A 21,964-nucleotide genomic window follows, 5' to 3' on the forward strand; every position below is an offset into this window, starting at 1 on the left:
TTTCATTGAGGTTTATATCCTGATTTTTGAAAAATCTCTTCACTTTGTTTTTCGTAAATCAGTTCTTTTAAAGTAATTTCAGAATTATCTTTTAGATAATTTTTAATGATTTGCCAGCCCATCCATACGCCAACTCTACCAGGTGTATTTGCATCATTTTCCAAATAAAATTTAGAAAATGGGGCAGGGTAAATAAATCTTTCGCTCAATTGATGATTATCGCTAAACAATAAATCATTTTCGGTAAAATAAAGATAAACTTCTGCTTCATTTTCGCTGAGCCATTGCATACTTTCATCCGTATAATCTAATAATTCTGAATCTGAATATTGCGGGCAAAACCGTTTCATCAGAGCAATAATTTTGCCTTCGTAGATGATTTGGTCTAAAAATTTTCTCTGATGAATTTCATACGGAACCATTTGCCGAGCTATATTCTCAGCAACTCTGAGCTTAAATTGCTCAAAATCCATGCGCTTGCGCAAATAATAGGGGATACCAACTTTCTCATATAAATTTTCCTCTTTCCCCAAAAACCAATCTAACCCGATAACCAAATCATGCGTTTGCTTAAAGTAAGCTATGGGGTTCAAATAAGGCATCTCTCCAGTAAATGAATAAACGCTGGGAGCGGCAAAATCTTCCTGAAAATCTTTGATGTAACCAAACAAATCAGCTAAAGAATCCTGAACTTGCTTTAGCGAAATTTTTTGCTGTACTTCTTGATGGAAATCAAGTGCCAAAGAATCTTCTCTTCTATTTGAAAGAATTGAATCTGGAATGTTTCCAAAAAAATCAGGATAAGTTTCTTGTAATTTTTGATTGCTTACCGCTAAATCAAAATAAATAGCTGAGATGTCATGCCACTCAAAATCAATGGGTTGAATTTTTGTTTTGGTAGCCCAAGGATTTTTTTCTTTCATGCAGCTGGTGAGTAAACATAAAAGCACAATTATTGCAGAGATTTTATTCATAAAATTCATAAAAAATACGCTTACCGATTTTTTACAAAAATAGAAAATAATGAGAACAAATCAGGTGATAGATTTTATTACGCAATGGATGAAAGATTACACGCTCAGTGCGAGGCAGAAAGGTCTAGTTATTGGCATTTCTGGAGGGATTGATAGCGCCGTAACCTCCACTTTGGCGGCCAAAACAGGTTTGCCTACTCTAGTTATCGACATGCCAATTCATCAAAAAAAAGACCAACAAAGTCGGGGGCTAGAGCATATAACTTGGCTGAAAAGTAAATTTGATAATGTAGAAAGTTTAAGTTTGGATTTGACTTCAACTTTTGATGAATTTGTAAAAGTTGTAGAGCCAGAGAATCAAGAGCAAACTTTGTTGAGCTTGGCCAATACCCGAGCACGACTAAGAATGGCGGCATTATATTATTACGCTGGAATTCACCATTACTTGGTTACTGGCACGGGAAATAAAATTGAAGATTTTGGTGTTGGCTTCTTTACTAAATATGGTGACGGAGGAGTTGATATTTCGCCCATTGCGGATTTGATGAAAAGTGAAGTTTATGAAATAGCAAAAGAACTAAACATTATATCAAGCATTCAGCAAGCCAAACCCACTGATGGCCTGTGGGAGGATAATCGAACCGATGAAGACCAAATTGGCGCTAGCTACGATGAGTTGGAATGGGCAATGAATCTGCTGCTGGGAAGTCAAAAAAAACCGACTGATTTAACTGAACGGCAAAAAGAAGTTTTAGCCATTTTTCAACGATTGAATAAAGCAATGCAGCATAAAGTCAACCCGATACCAGTGGCTAAAATTCCAAAGGAATTAAGATGATTTTTTTCTAAGGCTTAATAAAATTTTATTTATCTCGATAATTCAAATTTGGATTGAAAAAAAATCCGTAGCCTAATAAAACTACGGATTTTAAATTTTTTCTAAGCCTTAAAAAATTATTCAAAAATATAAGGAGCATAGTTTAAATCCATTTTATCATAAATGAATTTCAAATTTTGCATTCTATTTTTCCAATCTTTATAATTTTTTAGCTCATTAGGCGTCCAGTCGACTTCAGACAAAGCACCCAATCTTGGTAACAGCATATACTCAACATGATTTCCATCTTTGATGTATTCAGTCCAGATGTTTCCTTGTGCACCTAGAATATGCTTTTGCTTATCAGCACTCAACTCCTCGGGCATGGGGTTAAATGAGTAAGTTTTCTCAGGAGTTACCAACCCACCAATACCAAAAGGAGTTTTGGTCTCAGCATCTTTTTTATCTTGGTAATAATCAAAGTATAAGAAATCAGTCGGAGTCATAATGACATCATGATTTTCTTTTGCCGCATGGATTCCACCTTGAGTTCCTCTCCAGCTCATTACGGTAGCGTTTGGCGCCAAACCACCTTCCAAAATTTCATCCCAGCCGATGATTTTTCTACCATGGGCATTGATGAATTTTTCCATACGCTGAATGAAATAACTTTGCAGTTCATGCTCATCTTTTAGCCCTTCTCTTTTGATGACAGCCTGAGCCTGAGCACTATTTTTCCATTCTTTCTTAGGCGCTTCATCACCACCGATGTGGATGTATTCGCTCGGGAAAATTTCAAAAACTTCTAAAAGAACATCTTCCAAAAATTTAAAAGTTTCCTCTTTAGGTGCGTAAATTTGGTCAAAGACGCCCCACCATTTGATGACTTCATAAGGCCCAGTATTATTCCCCAATTCTGGGTAACTTGCTAAAGCAGCAGTTGCGTGTCCAGGCATTTCAATTTCAGGAATCACATTAATGTGTCTTTCAGCTGCATATCTTACAATTTCTTTAGCTTCCTCTTGAGTGTAGAATCCGCCATATCTTTTGCCGTCACCTTTATACTCTTGATTTGTACCAGAATGAGGGAAATTTTTCTCAACAGCTGTCTCAGCACGGTAAGCACCTATTTCAGTTAATTTCGGGTATTTTTTGATTTCAAGACGCCAACCTTGGTCCTCAGTCAAGTGCCAGTGGAAATTGTTCATCTTGTGCAAAGCTAAAATATCAATGTATTTTTTGATGAATGAAACAGGGTAAAAATGGCGTCCAACGTCTAAATGCATACCACGATAAACAAAACGTGGTTCATCAACGATTTTACCCGCGGGAGCGTTTAAACCATCAGTAAAAAACTGACGCAATGTTTGTATACCGTAGAAAATCCCCTTTGCGGTAGAAGCTTTGATTTCAATTTCATTGGGATTAATCGCCAAGGTATAAGCCTCTTCACCAGAAATGCCAGAGTCTAAACTTAAAACAATTTGATTTTTAGAAGCTTTATTTGCCGCAACAGATAAATTTAAGCCAGTCTGTAATTGCAAATACGATTGAAGAAAATCAGCTTCTTTGGTCAACCCCTTTTCAGCAAAGATGCGTGTAGATGAATTTAAGCTAAACTGCCCTTCTGTAGGGGTAATGCTTTTGGGTAAAGGAATGATTTTAAAATCCTTGATAGAATTTTCTTTTGCTGCTTGAATTTCAGGCGTTGTTTTTTTCGCGATTTGCGAAGTCGAACAAGCTGCTAAAAAAAATAGCAGAAATAATGGAATAATACTCTTCATTAGTCAAAAAATTAAATTTGACTAAAAGTACAAAATATTGCCTTATTCTGAAATTTTTTAAGCCTTAAAAAAAGAAAATTATTTTTTTTTAATATCTGAAAGAAATTCTTCAACCTTAAATTTTTTAAGGCTTAAAAAAATTACTTACTTTCGGCGTAAAAATCTTCTTTGATTTGAATTTTCTGGTCAGCCAAGCTACACTTTACCTTAAATTTCACTAGCTCATCTGTCGACTGAGTAAAATCCTGTACTTCGCCTTCCCAGTTTAGAAAAAGATTTCCCTGAGCGTCTTTAGAGAATTTAAGTAGATTGTTATCAATCTCATAATCTTCTTGTCCTACGGCCAAATTGGTGTAGAAGATCTCTTCTATTTCACCATCCTCATCCTCTTCTTCTACAGTGCTGAAGGGAATTTCTATCGTATTGCCGATGAGTTTTCTCTTATTATCAAAAGAAATGGGGAAATCATCAATATTCAAAATTACTTTAGGGAATTCATTTTGCAATGAATCTTCGGCCATGTGATCTAAATCTTCGCTGGATTCGATTTCTAAGACTAAACAATTTTTTTTTCTGAGGAAAACAACTTTGCAGAAAGATTTTTCTACATGGTAAATCAAGGTTTCTTCTGGGTGGAAGAATTCAATTGTGCCAATCATTTTATTTAAGTAACTGAAGTGTTTTTTATTACGCTGCGAATATAAGAAATCTATTGAATTATAAAACAGGAAAGATCTATTTTTTTGAAAAAGAGAAGTATTTTAAAATCATTTTAAATTTTCGCTAAAATTTAAGCAAATTCTTAATGGAGTAAAATCAAAAGTTTTTCTTAAATTGCTAATCATTTTTTAGATTAAAAATTATTAACATTTATAACTTGAAGTATGACCAATACAAGTAAACAAAACTACGTAGTTCCGCTCGCATTCATTGGGCTTATGTTTTTTTCTATCGGATTTGCACTCGGCATCAACTCCTATCTGATTCCTGTGCTCAAAGGTAAATTAAGCATCTCGTCAGCAGAAAGCTATATGCTACTGGCAGCGACATTCATTCCATTTTTAATTTTTGGATACCCCGCTTCTTTATTGATTAAAAAAATAGGCTACAAAAAAACCATGGCTTTTTCTTTTTTGCTTTTTGCTGTGGCTTTTGGGCTTTTTATTCCATCTGCTAAGGCTGAAAGCTTCATTTTATTTTTAATTGCTTCATTCGTCAGTGGTACGGCAAACGCCTATTTACAAGCTTCGGTAAACCCGTATGCAACTATTTTGGGGCCGATAGAAAGTGCCGCAAAAAGAATCAGTATCATGGGAATTTGCAATAAATTGGCTTGGCCGATTGCACCGCTCTTTTTGGCTTTCGTGATTGGTAAAGAGATCCAATTGGTAGAAACATCAGATTTAGCATTACCATTTTACATCATTGTAGGTGTATTTTTGCTTTTAGGCATTATCTCTTTGGTCGCACCGCTACCAGAAGTGAAAGCTAAAGGGGAAGATGAAGAAGATTTGACTTTGGCTTCTGAAACAAACTTTGCAACTAAAAAATCTATTTTTGATTTTCCGCATCTGATTTTAGGGGCAGTAGCACTATTCTTTTATGTAGGGGTAGAAACAATTTCATTAGCGACAATGGTTGATTACTCTAATGAATTGGGAATCAATGACAAAACAGTTTTAGGTTCAGATTTTAGAATTGGAGAATTAGCATCCTTTATCCCGTCTATCGGTATGGTGATTGGGTATATTTGCGGAGCGATTCTCATTCCAAAAGTGATTACGCAATCTTTAGCACTGAAAATCTGTTCTTTACTAGCGATTTTTGGTACTTTAGCAGTTGTTTTAGCTCCTGCAGCTTACTCGATTTACTTTATTTCATTTATGGCGTTAGGCTGTTCACTTATGTGGCCTGCCATTTGGCCGCTGGCAATGGATGGTCTTGGGAAGTTTACAAAAACAGGCGCATCTTTGCTAACGATGGCGATCGCTGGTGGAGCCGTATTGCCATTGATATTTGGTTGGTTAAAGGATTCTTTTGGTATGCAAAATGCTTATTGGCTATGCTTGCCTTGTTTCTTGTTCATCTTATTCTATGGAATGACAGGGCACAGAATCAGAAAATAAACACCTTATCATTTCATTTAACTAAAAAAACCTTGAAGTTTAAAGCTTTAAGGTTTTTTTTATAAAAAAGAGAAACAACTGTATATTTAAGTTTTTTGAAATTCAAATATTTAAATAGCTATTCCTCATGATTAACCTTGGCAGAGATATGAATGTTTTTTGTTATGTAGATGAATTTTGAGATAATTTTCATCAAACCACTCAAAGTTTTCACATTGAGGAGAAATCTAAACGCTAACGAATAATAGCTGTTTATGAAGTTTGATATTAATCAGACTCAGGCGATGAGTGAAATCATAAAATTTAAAATAAGTTCTTAAAAAATGAGAAAAGAAAAGCTGCTTAGAGAAATAGCAGCTTTAGTTTATAATCTATTGAACTTTATTTTTTACTTAAGTTCAGAAGGAGCAGATTTTAATTTAGGAATCATTACCAAAAAGTAAAGAGCCGTAAAGCAAAGCACAATCACAGCGGCGTTTTGAGACTGCAAAGCATCGGCAGCAAATCCCATTAATAAAGGAAATATTGCTCCACCAGAAATGCCCATCACCATCAAACCAGAAACTTCATTCTGATGATTTGGCTTGTTTAATAAAGCTTTGGAGAAGAAAATTGAAAACAAATTAGCGTTCCCAAACCCGATAATGGCAATGGCAGTGTATAAAATAACTTCATTTTGCGCTACAAATAGAAGGCTAAGTGCGATGAATATACAAGTAACACTGATGATATAGAAAATTCTAGAAGAAAATTTAGCCAAAATAAATGCACCTAAAAAACTACCAATCGTCCTGAAAAGAAAATAAACACTCGTTGCGTAACCAGCTTTTTCTATCGTCCAACCTAGGCGTTCGATAAACAATTTAGGTGCCGTTACGTTTACCCCAACATCTAGCCCAACGGTGCATAAAATGCCTATAAAACAAAGTAGAATGGTCTGATCTCCCAATAATTTAAAACAATCAGAAAACGAAGAGGTTTTGATACTTTTATCAGGTTCGTTGACTTTGGTGATGCCTAGTAAAATTACAGCTAAAATCGAAATAACCATAAAAATAGGGAACAATAGCTTCCAGTCATTCAAAGACATAGCTGCCCAACCTGCAATGATGGGAGCTGAAAAAGAAGCAATTGCTTTTAAAAATTGACCAAAAGTTAAAGAACTTGCTAGTTTGTCGCCAGTTACTACGCTTGAAATCAAAGGGTTGAGTGACACTTGTAGTAGAGTGTTCCCAATCCCGAGAAGGCAGCAGAAAATCAACATCATTCCGTAATTATATGAAATAAAAGGAATGGCTAGCGCCAAAATAGTGATGACTAAACTGAGTAAAACCGTATTTTTTCGTCCGATTTTGTTCATTAAAATTCCTGTAGGGATGGAAAAGACCAAAAACCATAGAAAAACCATAGATGGTAGCAGCCCCGCCATGCTTTCGGTCAGCTTAAAATCCTCTTTCATGTAATTGGTTGCAATGCCCACCAAGTCTACAAAACCCATGATGAAGAAGCTAAACATCATAGGAATCAGCTTCCAAACGGTACTTTTATTCATTGTAAATATTATTTAATTAAAGACTAAATTTAGTTCATTTAATTTTGATAAAGAAATTAGTCTTTGATAAAATTTTTTAAGGCTTAAAAAAAATCATATTTATTCTAAAGTCTGTTTAAAAATTAAAGTTTAGATTTTTTATAAAAAATTTTTAAGGCTTAAAAAAAATCTCTTTTCAATTTGATGACTGAAAAGAGATTTTATAAAAGTAAGATAAAGCTTAAATTTCTTGATTTATATCAAAATTCTCTAAATAATCTGAAACACGTTTCACAAACATGCCGCCTAGAGCACCGTCTACCACGCGGTGGTCGTACGAGTGAGAGAGGTACATTTTGTGGCGAATTCCAATCAAGTCACCTTGTGGTGTTTCGATGACGGCAGGTTTTTTTTCGATGGCACCTATTGCCATGATGGCAACTTCTGGTTGGTTGATGATTGGAGTACCCAAGATATTACCAAAGCTTCCAATGTTAGAAACAGTGTAAGTTCCACCCTTTATTTCATCGGGTTTTAGCTGATTGTTCTTTGCTCTGTAGGCCAAGTCATTGATTTTTTTTGTTAACCCTACTAAGCTAAACTGGTCAGCATTTTTGATGACAGGTACAATTAAATTCCCATCTGGGCGAGCTGCAGCAATGCCAATGTTGATGTTATTTTTCTTGATGATTTGGTCTCCATTTACAGAAATATTAATCATCGGAAAATCTTTGATGGCCTTTACAATTGCTTGAATAATGATGGGCATAAAGGTGATTTTTTCGCCTTCACGCTGCTGAAATTCTTTTTTGATTTTATTTCTCCACAAGACAACATTTGTCATATCCGTTTCTACAAAGCTAGAGACGTGAGGCGAAGTTTGTTTGCTGGCAAGCATATGCTCGGCAATAATTTTTCGCATACGATCCATTTGAATAATTTCTTCATTAGATTCTGCGATTACTGGCTGAGCAGTTGCTTGAGCTTGTTGATTAGTAACTTGATTTGTAGTGTTTTGAATTGATTTTTCTGAAGTTTTAGAACGATTTTCTAAATAATTCTGAATATCTGCTTTTGTAATTCTACCATTCAATCCACTGCCCGAAATGTTTTTGAGCTCCTCTGCTGAGATGTTTTCTTCTTTAGCCATAGAACGCACAAGGGGAGATAAGAATTGCCCGTCTTCTTGCGAAGCGAAGGTGTGAGTTGTTTTCTTGGACTGAATAGCAGCCTCCATTTCTTTTGCCGCTTCCGCCACTTCTTCTTCGACTTCGGTAGAGATTTCCTTAGAATTTTCACTAGGAGAGGAGCTCTCTTCGCTAGAATCTTCTGTTTTTATTATAGCGATAGCTTCACCTACTTTGGCAATTTGATCTACCTGCACAAGAATTTCTTTTAGAATCCCACTAGCTGTAGCAGGAACATCAGAATCTACCTTATCGGTTGCGATTTCTACAATAGATTCATCTTCTTCGATTTTATCTCCGACTTGCTTGAGCCACCCAGTCACAGTAGCTTCCATCACGCCTTCGCCCATAGAGGGTAAAATAACTTTATGTTCTGCCATAGCTTTGCTTTTACACAAAGATAGGAAATCACGGGCGTTATTGTAAAAATTTCTAAAAGCTTTATAAAAAATAAATGAAATTCTTTTCTTTCGAGAGCTAATTAATAATTTTGAAGTCTACAATAAATCACCTTTCTTATGGAGTTGAATGCAAGTAATGTTCATGTTGATTTAATTCTAAAAAGTTTATACAGCTACTGGGAGCAATTCTTGGAACAAGTGCCAGGTATTATATTGGGTTTAATCATTATAATCTTAGGATACCAAATTTCAATCAGGCTAGGGGAATTGGCAAAAAAAAGAATATCTCACAATACTACAGACCCATTGATGAGCAAACTTTTAGGGAATATCATCAAAGGGCTGATTTTTATTTTCGCAGTCATTTGGGCATTGAAGGCTGCGGGGCTGAATTCCATCACCAATTTTTTATTCACCACACTGGGGGCCAGTGCCATTATTGTAGGTTTATCATTCAAAGATATTGGTGGGAATTTTTTATCGGGAATAATTTTAGCTTTCAACCGCCCTTTCAATGTGAATGATACGGTGAAAATCGGTGAAAATTTTGGGCAGGTAAAGTCTTTAGAATTTCTCTATACCAAAATAACAACATATGATGGGCGAGATGTCTTTTTGCCTAATAGTGATGTAATTAGAAACCCCGTGATAAACTATACGGATGACGGATTCTTCCGTTGTGACTTCCGGGTAGAAGTTTTGCCCATGGCAGATTTAGAAGATGTGAAAAGAATCATTCGTGAAATCTTGAAATCAGAACCAGATGTGGTGGAGAATCAGACGCACACTTCCTTTGTTGCAGAGAAAGAATTACTGCGAAGCAACGTTATTTTAGAAGTTTACTTTTGGGTCAGTACAAACGAGTTTCGTAAATCATCTCTCATAGCTAAAGGGAAAGTGGTGCAAAAAGTAAAAGACGCGCTCTGGGCAAAAAACTATTTGCCAAAACCATACCAAGTCTTGGGCTGGAGTAGTGATGAGAATAATGTTTCTGTTCAGCTGAAAAATCCTTTGTAAAATTACTTGATTTTTTGATTCCTCATCAAGGAAAATTAAAATAAAAGTAAAGCAATCATGAATCTTTCATTTACATTTATAAATCATTTATTAAATCATGAATTCCCGATTACCAAATGAGCATTCTTCTTATTTCCTATTACTAAATTACACATTCACAAAAATTTTTTAAGGCTTAAAAAAAAAGTGATGAAATTTCCTCATCACTTTTTGAATAAATTTTATATAAGGCTTAAAAAAAATCAATAATTACTATTAAAAGTTTTTCCACCAAAATTCCAAGTTAAAGCAAATCTTAGCGTATTTTGAAGCGCGTTGTTGATGTCATTGGTCGGGAATAAATAAGAGAAATCAATACTAAAGGCATTGTACTTTAGCCCCGCACCCAAAGTTGCGTATTGTCGCGCACCTTTCACTTCGCTCTCGTGGAAATACCCTGCACGGAATGCAAAAGCGTCTTGAAAAACATATTCACCGCTCAATGCCCAAGTGAATTCTTTCAATTCTTCTGAGAATCCATCGGGAGCATCGCTCAGTGAGCTAAAGATTCCTGAAATAACGCCTTCATCTTTCACAGTGTAATAGTCAGCAATACCATCATTATTAGCATCTACTGGAATGCTAGGCGTTGGCACAAGTAGTTTATTGATTTCAGTCCCAATGCTCAATCTGTTAGCATCATCAAGGTTTAAATCTAAAACACCACCCATTCTTAGATTAGTTGGCAAGAAATTTTGGTAATCCTCTGATTCATAATAGTCTAGCTTTGGCCCAATATTGCTGATATTAATCCCTAAACGCATTTTACTATCTAAATCACCGAGTTTAAACGGATAGCTTTGGTACAAAGCACTCAAATCCACAGCGAATGAATTAGCTGCTGAGGTGTTGGCATTTTGGTCATTATTAAACAAATCAGAGCGGATGTACCTGCCCGTTACCCCCATACCGAATTGGTCAGATAACTTCAAAGAGTAAGATAAATCAAAAGAGAACTCATTAGGTTTGGCTTGCCCCAAATCTTGAATTTTACCAGCAACCAAGTGCGTCAAATCAACTTGCCCTAGGTTAAAATAATAAATACTAGCTCCCAAAGCACTTCTTTCGTTTTCGCCCAAGTAAGTATGAAACGCTGCATTCATCAAGAAAACTTCATTAGTAATTTTACTAAGATAAGGCGTGTAGGAAATTCCCACGCCAGAATGTTCCTCTGAAAAAACATATTTGGAAGGATTCCAATACTGAGAAAAAACATCAGCAGAAGTAGCAACCCCCATATCACCTAAACCACCCGCACGAGCATCGGGAGAAATTCTAAGAAAAGGAGCCCCCGTGCGTACCGGGCGAATAGTCTGAGCCTGCCCCCAAAGCATCCCGCCAAGGAAAAGAAACAATAAAAATTTGTTTTGAGTCATTGTAATGAAATTAAATAATTCATAAAAATCGCAACAAATATAATTAAATTACTGTAAACGTATTCCCCATTGTGGATTTAGAATAAGTTAACTTTAATGAGTTGGTAGATACGGTTATAGACAAATTTATTTTGTAAGATTTAAATGAAATAATTGTTTTAATCATATTTGAATTTTAGGAATAAACTTGATGATAGGTCCTTAGTTTCTTTGAATGAAGTTTTTTTTAAGCTTCAAAAAAAAATAAAATTTAATCTTGGTTTAAAATTTGTTTTGACAGCATACATTTCATTTAGTGATTGAAAATAAAAGAATAATTTTTTAAGGCTTAGAAAAAATTGTATAATTCGCACTAAATTTTTTTCTTTGCATATTACAAACTAAGAAAATAGAAAGTCATAATGAATAATAAATTCATTTTTGTTTTAAGTTTGGTGTTGGCCTTTATCCTCACTTCTTGTGGCAATAAGAGTGGTGTGAAAAGTGGCGGAGGCACCAAAAATTACACAAGCCGAACAGGATGGAAGCCTAATGATAAAAAAGGGTGGTTTTTTACTGGCGACAAGAAAAAAGAAAAAGCTTCAGAAGGGATGGTTTATGTAGAAGGTGGAACCTTCACAATGGGGCAAGTAAAAACCGATGTCATGCGAGATTGGAATAACACGCCTAGACGTATGCAAGTGAGATCATTTTACTTGGCTGATACAGAGGTGACTAACTATGATTACAAAGAATACATGTCTTGGATTTCTTACGTGTTCCCTAGTAGCGACCCCAACAATGAAAACATTAATAAAGGTATATTACCAGATACGCTAGTGTGGGGAAATAAATTAAGCAGAAATGAAATTTTCATCAATGAATATTTGAGAAATCCTTCATTTAACTATTACCCCGTGGTAGGCGTTACATGGTTGCAGGCTCAAAGATACTGCGATTGGTTGACCGATAGAGCTAATGAGAAAGCGATGATGGAAAAAGGCTACCTGAGTAAAGATTTATATTTAAATACGGATGTAAATTTGGGAGCAAATCACTTCAACACAGAGAAATTTCAACAAGATCCAGATAATGTTTTCCAAGGAGATGGCGTGATTGATACGGCCAAAATTATGAAAGAAATTAAAGTGAAAAATGCAAATCCACGAATCAATTATCGTTCAACGATGAATGCAAGCTTAGTCCCTAAATTTAGATTACCGACCGAAGCAGAATGGGAATACGCTGCTTTAGCTTTACCAGCAGACCGCGTTTACAATCAATACGAAGGTAAGCCAATTGCAGGAGAAGATTTGAGACACTCTAAGGGGAGAAAACGTGGCGATTTCATGGTCAATTTTAAACAAGGGAGAGGCGATTACTCTGGCATCGGAGGATGGGGCAACGATGGCTCAGCTATCACTAGCGATGTGAAAGAATATCCATCAAACGAATTTGGATTATACGGAATGCTAGGCAATGTAGCTGAATGGACAGCAGATGTTTATCGTCCCATTATAGATGATGATGCTAACGATTTTAATTACTATAGAGGTAACATTTACACTAGGAAAATCCCGAATGGAACAGGTGGTTATGAAACCGTACAAGAAGGAGCTATAGAATATGACACGCTGAGTAATGGTCAATTATTAGCCAAGGCCTTGCCAGGTTCTTACCGCACAGAAATGATAGAAGACGCTAGAGATTATAATGATGGAGACTATCGTTCTTCATTAGACGTCGGTAAAGCAGGAACAAATCTAGATAATACCAATGCCGATATGTACAATTCACCAGTGAGAAACTTTAGAATGACCGACGATGGACGTGTGATTTTAGATAAAGACTCCAAAGAAAGAACCTCCGGCATCAGCAAAGAATTGCGTGTAGTAAAAGGTGGCTCTTGGAGAGATGACATCTACTGGCTAGACCCAGGGCAAAGAAGATACATGCACGAGGCAAGTTCTGCAGCTTGGGTTGGTTTCCGCGTCGCTCAAGATTACACTGGGCCGATGAAATCAAACAAAAATAGAAGAAAAAGAGGTATTAAATAAATTAATTAAAACTCAAATATAAGAGGTTGTTTTCAACCTCTTTTTTATTATTCATGTTAGAAGAAATTTATCAAATTTTCCAAAAATCATTGGGAATTAATACTGATTCTCGAACAATTCAACCACAACAGATTTTTTTAGCTTTAAAAGGAGAAAACTTCAATGGGAATCGCTATGCCAAACAAGCCATAGCTGCTGGAGCCATAGCTGCAATTGTAGATGAAGAAGTTGACGGAGAAAACATTTATCGTGTAGGGAATAGCTTGAAGTTTCTACAAGAATTAGCTCATTTTCATCGTCAGCAATTAGACATCCCAGTGATTGGACTCACAGGGAGTAATGGGAAAACGACGACTAAAGAATTGATAGCTACCGCTTTGTATCCAAAATTTAAAGTTGCTTTCACGCAAGGCAATTTAAACAATCACATCGGTGTGCCGTTAACTTTACTTTCGATTCAAAAATCACATGAAATGGCTGTGATAGAAATGGGCGCCAACCACCCTGAAGAGATTGCAACACTTACTCGCATTGCTGCTCCGACGCATGGATACATAACCAATTTTGGGAAAGCACATTTAGAAGGCTTTGGAAACTTAGAGGGCGTGATTGCAGCCAAGTCTGAATTGTATGATTTTCTAAGAATAAATAAAGCTTTCGCTTTTGTGAATGCTGATGATGCTATTCAAATTCAGCGAACAAAGAATATTGAAAACTTAAAATTTGGATTTGAAAACCCTGAAGTAGATTATTTTTTTAAGCCTTTAAAAAATTTTGAAAACGCAACAATTGAATTCCGAGAGACTGAAATTAATTCTCATCTCACTGGGCATTACAATGCGATAAATATTGCAGCAGCGGTGAGTATAGCGTTACATTTTGGAGTAAATTTAAATTCCATCAAAAAAGCGATAGAAAATTATTGGCCACAGCTCAATCGTTCACAAATTGTGAAAAAAGAGCAGCTAACCATTATTATGGATTCCTACAACGCCAACCCTACAAGTATGGAGGTGGCACTGGAAAATTTAGCAAGTAAATCAGGTAAGAGAATAGCCATTTTAGGCGATATGTTTGAGCTAGGGAGGTATGCCAAAAGCGAACATCAAAAAATCACTGACTTAGCAGAGTCATTAGATTTAGATGAAATTTTCTTACTCGGGGAGAACTTCAGTCAAATTCAAACACATCAAGCCAAGAAATTCAAATCTGTAAATGAATTTAAAAATTATTTAAAAGAAAATCCATTACCTCCAGCCACGATTTTGGTCAAAGGTTCTAGAGGAATGACTTTGGAGAAAATAAAATTTTAAAAGCCTATTTAAATTCTAAATAGGCTATAAAACTAATTCTTTATAGTCTTTAAAAAAAAAATTAAACATCAAACCCGTTGGGGTAAGAAAAGCGAATTTCTTCAATACTTTGATTCACTTTCTCTTCTAATTCAGCACGAAAACTCATTATTTTTTGAGCGATTTTTTCATCGGTTGAGCCTAGAATTCTTGCCGCTAGCAAGCCAGCATTTTTGGCGGCGTTCAAAGCTACGGTGGCCACAGGAATCCCGTTAGGCATTTGGAGGATACTCAAGATGCTGTCCCACCCATCGATGGAATTACTGGATTTTACAGGAACGCCAATCACTGGCAAGTGAGTCAAACTTGCAACCATGCCAGGAAGATGTGCCGCTCCGCCTGCTCCAGCAATGATGACTTTCACACCGCGTAGGTGCGCGTTTTCTGCAAATTTAAGCATTCGCAGAGGCGTTCGGTGGGCGGAAATCAAGGTAAGCTCAAATGAGATGCCCAGCTCAGTTAAAATTTCGGTAGCTTCTTTCATCACAGGTAAGTCGCTTTGGCTTCCCATGATGATACTAACTTGTGGGTTTTCAATATGCATAATTTTTAATTTTTTTTTAAGGCTTTAAAAATTTATTCAGAAATAATAATGAATTTAAAAATTATTTAAAAGAAAATCCATTACCTCCAGCCACGATTTTGGTCAAAGGTTCTAGAGGAATGACTTTGGAGAAAATAAAATTTTAAAAGCCTATTTAAATTCTAAATAGGCTATAAAACTAATTCTTTATAGTCTTTAAAAAAAAAATTAAACATCAAACCCGTTGGGGTAAGAAAAGCGAATTTCTTCAATACTTTGATTCACTTTCTCTTCTAATTCAGCACGAAAACTCATTATTTTTTGAGCGATTTTTTCATCGGTTGAGCCTAGAATTCTTGCCGCTAGCAAGCCAGCATTTTTGGCGGCGTTCAAAGCTACGGTGGCCACAGGAATCCCGTTAGGCATTTGGAGGATACTCAAGATGCTGTCCCACCCATCGATGGAATTACTGGATTTTACAGGAACGCCAATCACTGGCAAGTGAGTCAAACTTGCAACCATGCCAGGAAGATGTGCCGCTCCGCCTGCTCCAGCAATGATGACTTTCACACCGCGTAGGTGCGCGTTTTCTGCAAATTTAAGCATTCGCAGAGGCGTTCGGTGGGCGGAAATCAAGGTAAGCTCAAATGAGATGCCCAGCTCAGTTAAAATTTCGGTAGCTTCTTTCATCACAGGTAAGTCGCTTTGGCTTCCCATGATGATACTAACTTGTGGGTTTTCAATATGCATAATTTTTAATTTTTTTTTAAGGCTTTAAAAATTTATTCAGAAATAATTTTCACTTCTTTTTTTATCGTTTCAATTTGCTGGATGACACCATCCCAATCTTGAGCAACCACGGTAGAATGCCCCATTTTCCTGCCTGGCTTAGTCATTTTTTTGCCATACCAATGTAGGGAATGGCCTGGTAAATTCAAAATTTTTTCTAAGCCTTGAATTTTTGCCTTCCCCGTATACCCACTGGCACCGATGAGGTTGAACATTGCTGATTTGAGTTTTGCCTCAGGATTGCCTAGCGGGAAATCAAGCAGGGTACGCAACATCATATCAAATTGCGAACAAAAATTTCCTTCGATAGTGGCGTGCCCACTGTTGTGAACGCGAGGAGCTGTTTCATTCACCCAAAGACTTCCATCGTGATTTAGAAACAATTCGATAGCAAAAATTCCTGGGGAATTGAGTTTTTTGACGACCTTCAAAGCTAAATCTTTTGCTTGCTGAGCAGTTTCTTCATCAATTCGGGCAGGAGAGATTAAATAATCAAGTAAATTATACTCGGGGTTAAAAACCTGTTCAACTACGGGGTAGACAGCGGTTTCGCCACTTTGATTTTGAGCGACTAAAACGGCCAATTCCATCAGAATATCTGCTTGTTCTTCAAAAATGGAATCTTCTCCCCAGCAGTTTTCAAAATTTTCAGCACTTAGGAGTTGCACGCCTTTGCCGTCGTAGCCGCCTTTTTTCAATTTTTGAACGTTGGGCAAGTTATTTTTATCTTTGAGTGGAGCTGTAGCAATATCATGATTCAAATAAAAATCTTTTTGAATTCCTTTATCTTGAATGATTTCTAAAACTTCAGGGTCGGGGATAATGGTTTTCCCTAGTTTTTTCAATTTCTTTAGAGCCGAGAGATTCACGTGTTCGATTTCAATTCCCACAATGTCTACGTTCTTTGCAAAATTAAGTACATCTAGCTCGTTATTAAAATCACCAACGACAAACCGATGCGCAATTTTGCTGCATGGAGCTTCGGGGTTAGGGTCAAGAATATGGATTTCTACTGGGTAGTTGAGAGCGTTTTGTATAAACATTCTACCGAGTTGTCCGCCACCTAAAATTCCAATTTTTTTCATAAGGAGAATAATTTCTGGTAAAAAAATAGTTAAGTTATTGCCGCAAAGTAAAAATTTTAATTAACATTGCAACATATTAAGCAAATGTAATTGATGAAATTAAAATATCACGATTTAATTGACCAAACGTATTATTTTCCACAAGAGGAATTTACGCTAAGAGATCATGCGCTGCAATTCCACGGGATAGATTTGATGGGTTTAGTCCAAGAATATGGTTCTCCGTTAAAATTTAATTATTTACCCAAAATTTCAGAAAATATCCAAAAAGCTAAAAAATGGTTTGCAGAAGCGATAGAAAAGCATCAGTACAAGGCTACTTACAATTATTGCTATTGTACTAAAAGTTCACATTTTTCTTTCGTTTTGAATGAAGCTTTAAAAAATGATATTCATATCGAAACTAGCTCGGCGGTAGACATTAATATTGTGGAGAAACTCCTAGAAAGTGGAAGGTTGACGAGCGATAATTGGGTGATTTGCAATGGGTTTAAAAGAGATCAGTATGTGGAAAATATTGCTCGGCTGATGAATAGCGGGCACAGGCGTTGTTTACCGATTATAGATAATTATGAGGAAGTCAGTTTGCTGAAAGATTCCATCGAAGATAAATTCCAAGTAGGAATCAGAATTGCATCAGAAGAAGAGCCAAAATTTGAGTTTTATACCTCTCGATTGGGGATTGGCTACCGAGATATTGTTCCGTTTTACAAAAAGGAAATCAAAGATGACCCGCAAGTGGAACTTAAAATGCTTCATTTTTTCATCAATACAGGGATTAGAGATACAGCTTACTACTGGAGTGAATTAATTAAGTGCTTGAAGGTTTATGTCAACTTAAAAAAAATATGCCCAAGCTTAGATAGCCTGAACATTGGTGGTGGGTTTCCTATAAAAAACTCTTTACATTTCACTTATGATTATGCTTATATGGTTGATGAAATTGTGAATCAAATTAACTTATATTGTGAGAATGCTGGGGTAGATGTCCCACATATTTTCACAGAGTTTGGTAGTTTTACCGTAGGCGAGAGTGGTGGAGCGATTTACGAAATTCTTTATCAAAAACACCAGAACGATAGAGAAAAATGGAACATGATTGATTCTTCTTTTATCACGACTTTGCCTGATAGCTGGGCGATTAGTAAAAGATTTGTAATGTTGGCCATCAACCGCTGGAATGATGAATATGAGCGAGTATTGCTAGGCGGGTTGACTTGCGATAGTGATGACTACTATAATAGTGAGCAGAACTTGAATGCTATATTTTTGCCCAAGTTCAAAAAAGAAAAACCTTTGTATATTGGCTTTTTCAATACAGGGGCGTATCAAGACACGATTGGTGGCTTTGGCGGCTTGCAGCATTGCTTGATTCCAAAGCCCAAGCATATCTTAATTGATAAAAATGAAAAAGGAGAAATCATAACAAAATTATTTGCACCACAGCAGAATGCAGATGATTTTTTAAAAATTTTAGGTTATTAAAAAAAATATTAAAAATGGGAGCAATCAGTGATTTTATACAAAAGTATTATTTACATTTTAATGCAGCGAGTTTAGTCGATGCAGCAAAAGCTTATGAAGAACAACTCAACCAAGGCAACAAAATGCTGGTGAGTTTAGCAGGAGCGATGAGTACAGCAGAATTAGGTAAAATTTTTGCCGAAATGATTCGCCAAGACAAAGTACACATCATTTCTTGTACAGGCGCTAATTTAGAAGAAGACATTATGAATTTAGTGGCGCACAGCCATTACAAAAGAGTGCCCAATTATCGTGATTTAACACCTCAAGAGGAATGGGACTTGCTAGAAGTAGGGCTCAATCGAGTGACGGATACTTGCATTCCAGAGGAAGAGGCTTTTCGTCGATTGCAGAAACATATTTACAAAATTTGGAAAAATGCCGAAGAAAAAGGCGAGCGCTATTTCCCACATGAATTTATGTATAAAATGTTACTTTCAGGCGTTTTAGAAGAATATTATGAGATAGATTTAAAAGATAGCTGGATGTATGCCGCGGCAGAAAAAAACCTGCCTATTGTAGTGCCAGGCTGGGAAGACAGTACTATGGGCAACATTTTTGCAAGCTATGTAATCAAAGGAGAATTGAAAGCAACTACGATGAAATCAGGAATAGAATATATGACATTCCTAGCCGATTGGTACACCGATAATACAAAAGACAATGGCATTGGTTTCTTCCAAATTGGGGGAGGAATTGCAGGAGATTTCCCTATTTGCGTTGTGCCTATGCTTTACCAAGATTTAGAAAGAACAGATACACCATTTTGGAGCTATTTCTGCCAAATTTCAGATTCCACAACTTCCTACGGAAGCTACTCAGGAGCAGTACCCAACGAAAAAATCACATGGGGGAAATTGGACATCAATACACCAAAATTTATCATTGAATCTGATGCTACCATTGTAGCACCATTAATTTTTGCTTATTTACTAGACCTATAATATACTATGAACCGAAAAAAACAATCTAACAAGAAAAAAGTAATTGTAGATTTCAAGAAATTGAATGATGAAATTTTAAGTCTATTGGTAGAAAAATTTCCTGATGGCTATGGAGATCAAGACGTGATTGTATTCAAAAACGTTAAAGGAGAAACCATAGAAGCCGTAGAGGTAGAAACGGAAGACACCATCTATTTAGTAAAAATCAGTCAGCGTTTAGAAATCGTGATGGAAGAATTTGATGATGATGAAGATGATGACTATTCCTACGAAGATCAGCCAAGCTTTGAGGAACCCGAAGCAGACTTAGATGACTTAGAAGATTAATTAAAAACGAGGCTGGAAATTTCCCCAGCCTCACTTTTTTTAAATAAAAAAAGCTTAGAAAACTTTAAATTAAAAGTCCAGTAAAACTTTAGCTTTGAGCTCTGTTTCCTCCCATTCAGCCAAGGCTTGGCTAGCCGCTGTGATGCCCCCACCTACAAAAACATCCATCCCCGAGTGGGAGATTCGGGCACATCTTAAATTCACAAAATAAGTTATACTGGTCTGATTTTTAAAGCCCAAAATCCCAGTGTAGAAAGAGCGGTTGTAGCCTTCATTTTCTAAGATGAATTCAAAAGCTTCTCGCTGAGGCAGACCACAAACTGCAGGCGTAGGATGGAGGCGAGAGATGAGGTGCTCTACAGAGCTTTCATCACTCCAATTTGCAGAAATTGGCGTCATCAAATGTTGCAAATTATTGAGAGTTATGGTTTTAGTTTCTTCAACATTAGGATTTAAATTTTCTAAAGCTTTAGAAATATAGTCCACCACCACTTGGTGTTCATACAACTCCTTTTGAGTCCAAGGGTGGGGATTTTCGGTGCTTCGAGTTCCAGCCAAAGCCATGGTTTGGAGTTTATTGTTTTTGATTTCAAGCAAAAGTTCAGGCGTGGCACCCAACCAAATTTCATCTCCCAAGTGAAGTAAATAAATCAAAGCTTTAGGGTATTTTTTTGATAAATTAGCAAAAAGTTCCCCCAAATTTGGATTTTTCAGACCTTTAAAAATTCGACTTAGAACTAACTTTTCAAATCTGCCTTTCTGAATTTCTTGAATGAAAAAATCACATTTATTTCGATAAATTTCCCAAGTAAAAATTGGTGATTCAAAATTTTTTAAGCCTTGAGAAATTTCATTTAAATTTTCTGATGGGAAATCTTTTGGGTTAATCTCAAAATTTTTTAAGCCTTTAAAAAAATAATTTTTTTCTTGATTAAAAGATTGAATCTGAAATGTGAAATCATTTTTATCAGCTATAGTTAATTCTTCAAAAACAAAATTTTCCTCATCAGGAAAACGGTACAGAATGTATGGAGAAGAAAGATTTTTTAAATCCATTGAAGTTTATAAATCGATAATTTTATTCGTCATCGTAGCCTGAGCCGTCAGTTCATTTTTATCATTTCTAATTTCTATTTCGATATAGTCAACCGACCTTCCTTTCTTCAGAAATGAAGCCTTTGCGGTAACTTTTCCCTCTCTCACAGCTTTGATGTGGTTGACTTGAATGTTGATGCCCACCGCTCCCTTTTTATCTTCGGGCGAATATTGTAAGGCAGATAGCAGGCTTCCTACAGTTTCAGCCAATACTGCATTTACGCCACCGTGCAAGATGCCGTAGGGTTGGTGCACTTTGGGGGAGACGGGAAGTTCTGCCGAGAGACTTTCACCGTCAAAAGCAGTATATTTCAAGTCAAAAACTTCCATTAAGGTATCTTTATTCAAAGCTTGAATTTGATTTAGAATATCTTTTTTTGAATTCATGATTGAATCTTTTTATTAAATTTTTCTGGGAATTTAGCTTCTATATTTTCATAAAAATCTTTTGCGATTTGGAGTGTTTGCTCAAGCGTATGAATTTTAGGGTCGGCCATGGCGTTGATTCCTGCTTCTTTTTTTGCATAATCAGCGTAAGCAAATAAAATCGGGACCTCGCCCTTTTGGGCAATATAGTAGAAGCCTTTTTTCCATTTTTCGGCAAATTTTCGTGTTCCCTCTGGCGTGTTGACCAAGTAGAGTCGCTCAGATTTATTTTTTAGCAATTTCCCTGCATAATCAGTGAGGTTTTGGCGTTGCTTGCGGTTTACGCCGATGCCGCCCAAGGCTTTTATGATGAAGCCGTACCAAGGCTTGGTCCAAGCGTCTTTGATGAAGAGTTTCATCGGGATGCCCATTTTCCAAAAAGCAGCTACGGTTACCACAAAATCCCAGTTAGAGGTGTGTGGGGCGCAGACTAATACGCAGCTATGAATTTGTTTAAGGTTGATGCCGTTATTTAGTTTCCAGCCCATCAAAAAAAGAATAAGCTGACCCATGCTTTTTTTCATTTTGCAAAGATAAGCTTATTCCCGTATTTTTTTAGTTTCTACTAAAACCTGTTTAGATTTAATCTTTTAAAAAATTTTTAAGCCTTT

The 21,964-nt window shown here is 36.3% G+C and carries 20 protein-coding genes; 8 read left to right on the top strand and 12 right to left on the bottom strand.

Going from position 1 to position 21,964, the window contains the following annotated elements:
• Positions 1-2: 2 nt before the first annotated feature.
• Positions 3-983, bottom strand: a complete 981-nt coding sequence (gldB, locus tag D5J18_RS03550; RefSeq protein ID WP_446326507.1) for a gliding motility lipoprotein GldB — start codon at positions 981-983, stop codon at positions 3-5.
• A 40-nt stretch (positions 984-1,023) separates the two neighbouring features.
• On the opposite strand from gldB, the gene nadE reads away from it, so the two are divergent.
• The gene (nadE, locus tag D5J18_RS03555; protein ID WP_119057655.1) at positions 1,024-1,812 is read left to right on the top strand and encodes an NAD(+) synthase; all 789 of its coding nucleotides are present in this window, start codon (positions 1,024-1,026) and stop codon (positions 1,810-1,812) included.
• Positions 1,813-1,928: 116 nt separating this feature from the next.
• On the opposite strand, the gene D5J18_RS03560 is transcribed toward nadE, so the two are convergent.
• Positions 1,929-3,575, bottom strand: a complete 1,647-nt coding sequence (locus D5J18_RS03560; protein WP_119057656.1) for a beta-N-acetylhexosaminidase — start codon at positions 3,573-3,575, stop codon at positions 1,929-1,931.
• A 140-nt stretch (positions 3,576-3,715) separates the two neighbouring features.
• Entirely contained in the window at positions 3,716-4,234 is a 519-nt protein-coding gene (locus D5J18_RS03565; protein WP_119057657.1) for a hypothetical protein, read from the bottom strand.
• 225 nt (positions 4,235-4,459) lie between these two features.
• Here D5J18_RS03565 and gluP point away from each other — a divergent pair, with 225 nt between their 5' ends.
• Positions 4,460-5,701, top strand: coding sequence for a glucose/galactose MFS transporter (gluP, locus tag D5J18_RS03570; RefSeq protein ID WP_165844955.1), 1,242 nt, complete (start codon positions 4,460-4,462; stop codon positions 5,699-5,701).
• A gap of 388 nt (positions 5,702-6,089) precedes the next feature.
• Here the strand turns inward: gluP and D5J18_RS03575 are convergent, their stop codons facing one another.
• Together D5J18_RS03575 and D5J18_RS03580 are read right to left on the bottom strand one after the other, a co-directional pair.
• Positions 6,090-7,199, bottom strand: a complete 1,110-nt coding sequence (locus tag D5J18_RS03575; RefSeq protein WP_221407267.1) for an MFS transporter — start codon at positions 7,197-7,199, stop codon at positions 6,090-6,092.
• A 274-nt stretch (positions 7,200-7,473) separates the two neighbouring features.
• Complete coding sequence (locus D5J18_RS03580) at positions 7,474-8,799, bottom strand: dihydrolipoamide acetyltransferase family protein (RefSeq protein ID WP_119057658.1); 1,326 nt, start codon at positions 8,797-8,799, stop codon at positions 7,474-7,476.
• 138 nt (positions 8,800-8,937) lie between these two features.
• On the opposite strand from D5J18_RS03580, the gene D5J18_RS03585 reads away from it, so the two are divergent.
• Positions 8,938-9,837 carry a mechanosensitive ion channel family protein gene (locus D5J18_RS03585; protein WP_119057659.1) on the top strand — a complete coding sequence of 300 codons (900 nt, stop codon included), beginning with the start codon at positions 8,938-8,940 and terminating at the stop codon, positions 9,835-9,837.
• A gap of 242 nt (positions 9,838-10,079) precedes the next feature.
• Here D5J18_RS03585 and porV read toward each other — a convergent pair whose 3' ends face one another.
• The gene (gene porV, locus D5J18_RS03590) at positions 10,080-11,252 is read right to left on the bottom strand and encodes a type IX secretion system outer membrane channel protein PorV (RefSeq protein WP_119057660.1); all 1,173 of its coding nucleotides are present in this window, start codon (positions 11,250-11,252) and stop codon (positions 10,080-10,082) included.
• A 401-nt stretch (positions 11,253-11,653) separates the two neighbouring features.
• Between porV and gldJ the strand changes: the two genes are divergently transcribed.
• Together gldJ and D5J18_RS03600 are read left to right on the top strand one after the other, a co-directional pair.
• Positions 11,654-13,288 carry a gliding motility lipoprotein GldJ gene (gene gldJ, locus D5J18_RS03595; RefSeq protein WP_119057661.1) on the top strand — a complete coding sequence of 545 codons (1,635 nt, stop codon included), beginning with the start codon at positions 11,654-11,656 and terminating at the stop codon, positions 13,286-13,288.
• Between the two features lie 53 nt (positions 13,289-13,341).
• Complete coding sequence (locus D5J18_RS03600; RefSeq protein WP_119057662.1) at positions 13,342-14,601, top strand: UDP-N-acetylmuramoyl-tripeptide--D-alanyl-D-alanine ligase; 1,260 nt, start codon at positions 13,342-13,344, stop codon at positions 14,599-14,601.
• A gap of 61 nt (positions 14,602-14,662) precedes the next feature.
• Here the strand turns inward: D5J18_RS03600 and purE (D5J18_RS03605) are convergent, their stop codons facing one another.
• The 3 genes from purE (D5J18_RS03605) to D5J18_RS03615 all read right to left on the bottom strand — a co-directional run bounded on the left by purE (D5J18_RS03605) (position 14,663) and on the right by D5J18_RS03615 (position 17,037).
• A complete protein-coding gene (gene purE, locus D5J18_RS03605) occupies positions 14,663-15,184 on the bottom strand; it encodes a 5-(carboxyamino)imidazole ribonucleotide mutase (protein WP_119057663.1) in 522 nt (173 codons plus the stop codon).
• 207 nt (positions 15,185-15,391) lie between these two features.
• Entirely contained in the window at positions 15,392-15,913 is a 522-nt protein-coding gene (gene purE / locus D5J18_RS03610) for a 5-(carboxyamino)imidazole ribonucleotide mutase (RefSeq protein ID WP_119057663.1), read from the bottom strand.
• 32 nt (positions 15,914-15,945) lie between these two features.
• A complete protein-coding gene (locus tag D5J18_RS03615) occupies positions 15,946-17,037 on the bottom strand; it encodes a 5-(carboxyamino)imidazole ribonucleotide synthase (RefSeq protein ID WP_119057664.1) in 1,092 nt (363 codons plus the stop codon).
• Between the two features lie 93 nt (positions 17,038-17,130).
• Between D5J18_RS03615 and D5J18_RS03620 the strand changes: the two genes are divergently transcribed.
• Genes D5J18_RS03620 through D5J18_RS03630 form a run of 3 tightly spaced genes read left to right on the top strand, consistent with a single transcriptional unit; the run spans position 17,131 to position 19,832 of the window.
• Positions 17,131-18,522, top strand: a complete 1,392-nt coding sequence (locus tag D5J18_RS03620) for a type III PLP-dependent enzyme domain-containing protein (protein WP_119057665.1) — start codon at positions 17,131-17,133, stop codon at positions 18,520-18,522.
• A 14-nt stretch (positions 18,523-18,536) separates the two neighbouring features.
• A complete protein-coding gene (locus tag D5J18_RS03625) occupies positions 18,537-19,505 on the top strand; it encodes a deoxyhypusine synthase family protein (RefSeq protein ID WP_185124685.1) in 969 nt (322 codons plus the stop codon).
• A 6-nt stretch (positions 19,506-19,511) separates the two neighbouring features.
• Complete coding sequence (locus D5J18_RS03630) at positions 19,512-19,832, top strand: hypothetical protein (protein ID WP_119057667.1); 321 nt, start codon at positions 19,512-19,514, stop codon at positions 19,830-19,832.
• A 69-nt stretch (positions 19,833-19,901) separates the two neighbouring features.
• Here D5J18_RS03630 and D5J18_RS03635 read toward each other — a convergent pair whose 3' ends face one another.
• From D5J18_RS03635 to D5J18_RS03645, 3 genes are read right to left on the bottom strand one after another with little or no spacing between them, the layout of a single operon-like run.
• Positions 19,902-20,888, bottom strand: coding sequence for an isochorismate synthase (locus D5J18_RS03635; protein WP_119057668.1), 987 nt, complete (start codon positions 20,886-20,888; stop codon positions 19,902-19,904).
• 6 nt (positions 20,889-20,894) lie between these two features.
• Positions 20,895-21,314, bottom strand: a complete 420-nt coding sequence (locus tag D5J18_RS03640; RefSeq protein ID WP_119057669.1) for a PaaI family thioesterase — start codon at positions 21,312-21,314, stop codon at positions 20,895-20,897.
• Entirely contained in the window at positions 21,311-21,865 is a 555-nt protein-coding gene (locus tag D5J18_RS03645; RefSeq protein WP_260377444.1) for a 1-acyl-sn-glycerol-3-phosphate acyltransferase, read from the bottom strand. The genes D5J18_RS03640 and D5J18_RS03645 overlap by 4 nt, the downstream gene beginning before the upstream one ends.
• Positions 21,866-21,964: the final 99 nt, after the last annotated feature.

Origin of the sequence: Candidatus Ornithobacterium hominis (genome assembly GCF_900538215.1) — a bacterium.
Classification (GTDB): Bacteria; Bacteroidota; Bacteroidia; order Flavobacteriales; family Weeksellaceae; genus Ornithobacterium; species Ornithobacterium hominis.

What these genes read in the sequence shown, in the direction of transcription:
- gldB (WP_446326507.1), bottom strand. Translation starts at nt 983, where the DNA reads ATGAATTTTATGAATAAAATCTCTGCAATAATTGTGCTTTTATGTTTA.
- nadE (WP_119057655.1), top strand. Translation starts at nt 1,024, where the DNA reads ATGAGAACAAATCAGGTGATAGATTTTATTACGCAATGGATGAAAGAT.
- D5J18_RS03560 (WP_119057656.1), bottom strand. Translation starts at nt 3,575, where the DNA reads ATGAAGAGTATTATTCCATTATTTCTGCTATTTTTTTTAGCAGCTTGT.
- D5J18_RS03565 (WP_119057657.1), bottom strand. Translation starts at nt 4,234, where the DNA reads ATGATTGGCACAATTGAATTCTTCCACCCAGAAGAAACCTTGATTTAC.
- gluP (WP_165844955.1), top strand. Translation starts at nt 4,460, where the DNA reads ATGACCAATACAAGTAAACAAAACTACGTAGTTCCGCTCGCATTCATT.
- D5J18_RS03575 (WP_221407267.1), bottom strand. Translation starts at nt 7,199, where the DNA reads ATGGGTTTTGTAGACTTGGTGGGCATTGCAACCAATTACATGAAAGAG.
- D5J18_RS03580 (WP_119057658.1), bottom strand. Translation starts at nt 8,799, where the DNA reads ATGGCAGAACATAAAGTTATTTTACCCTCTATGGGCGAAGGCGTGATG.
- D5J18_RS03585 (WP_119057659.1), top strand. Translation starts at nt 8,938, where the DNA reads ATGGAGTTGAATGCAAGTAATGTTCATGTTGATTTAATTCTAAAAAGT.
- porV (WP_119057660.1), bottom strand. Translation starts at nt 11,252, where the DNA reads ATGACTCAAAACAAATTTTTATTGTTTCTTTTCCTTGGCGGGATGCTT.
- gldJ (WP_119057661.1), top strand. Translation starts at nt 11,654, where the DNA reads ATGAATAATAAATTCATTTTTGTTTTAAGTTTGGTGTTGGCCTTTATC.
- D5J18_RS03600 (WP_119057662.1), top strand. Translation starts at nt 13,342, where the DNA reads ATGTTAGAAGAAATTTATCAAATTTTCCAAAAATCATTGGGAATTAAT.
- purE (WP_119057663.1), bottom strand. Translation starts at nt 15,184, where the DNA reads ATGCATATTGAAAACCCACAAGTTAGTATCATCATGGGAAGCCAAAGC.
- purE (WP_119057663.1), bottom strand. Translation starts at nt 15,913, where the DNA reads ATGCATATTGAAAACCCACAAGTTAGTATCATCATGGGAAGCCAAAGC.
- D5J18_RS03615 (WP_119057664.1), bottom strand. Translation starts at nt 17,037, where the DNA reads ATGAAAAAAATTGGAATTTTAGGTGGCGGACAACTCGGTAGAATGTTT.
- D5J18_RS03620 (WP_119057665.1), top strand. Translation starts at nt 17,131, where the DNA reads ATGAAATTAAAATATCACGATTTAATTGACCAAACGTATTATTTTCCA.
- D5J18_RS03625 (WP_185124685.1), top strand. Translation starts at nt 18,537, where the DNA reads ATGGGAGCAATCAGTGATTTTATACAAAAGTATTATTTACATTTTAAT.
- D5J18_RS03630 (WP_119057667.1), top strand. Translation starts at nt 19,512, where the DNA reads ATGAACCGAAAAAAACAATCTAACAAGAAAAAAGTAATTGTAGATTTC.
- D5J18_RS03635 (WP_119057668.1), bottom strand. Translation starts at nt 20,888, where the DNA reads ATGGATTTAAAAAATCTTTCTTCTCCATACATTCTGTACCGTTTTCCT.
- D5J18_RS03640 (WP_119057669.1), bottom strand. Translation starts at nt 21,314, where the DNA reads ATGAATTCAAAAAAAGATATTCTAAATCAAATTCAAGCTTTGAATAAA.
- D5J18_RS03645 (WP_260377444.1), bottom strand. Translation starts at nt 21,865, where the DNA reads ATGGGTCAGCTTATTCTTTTTTTGATGGGCTGGAAACTAAATAACGGC.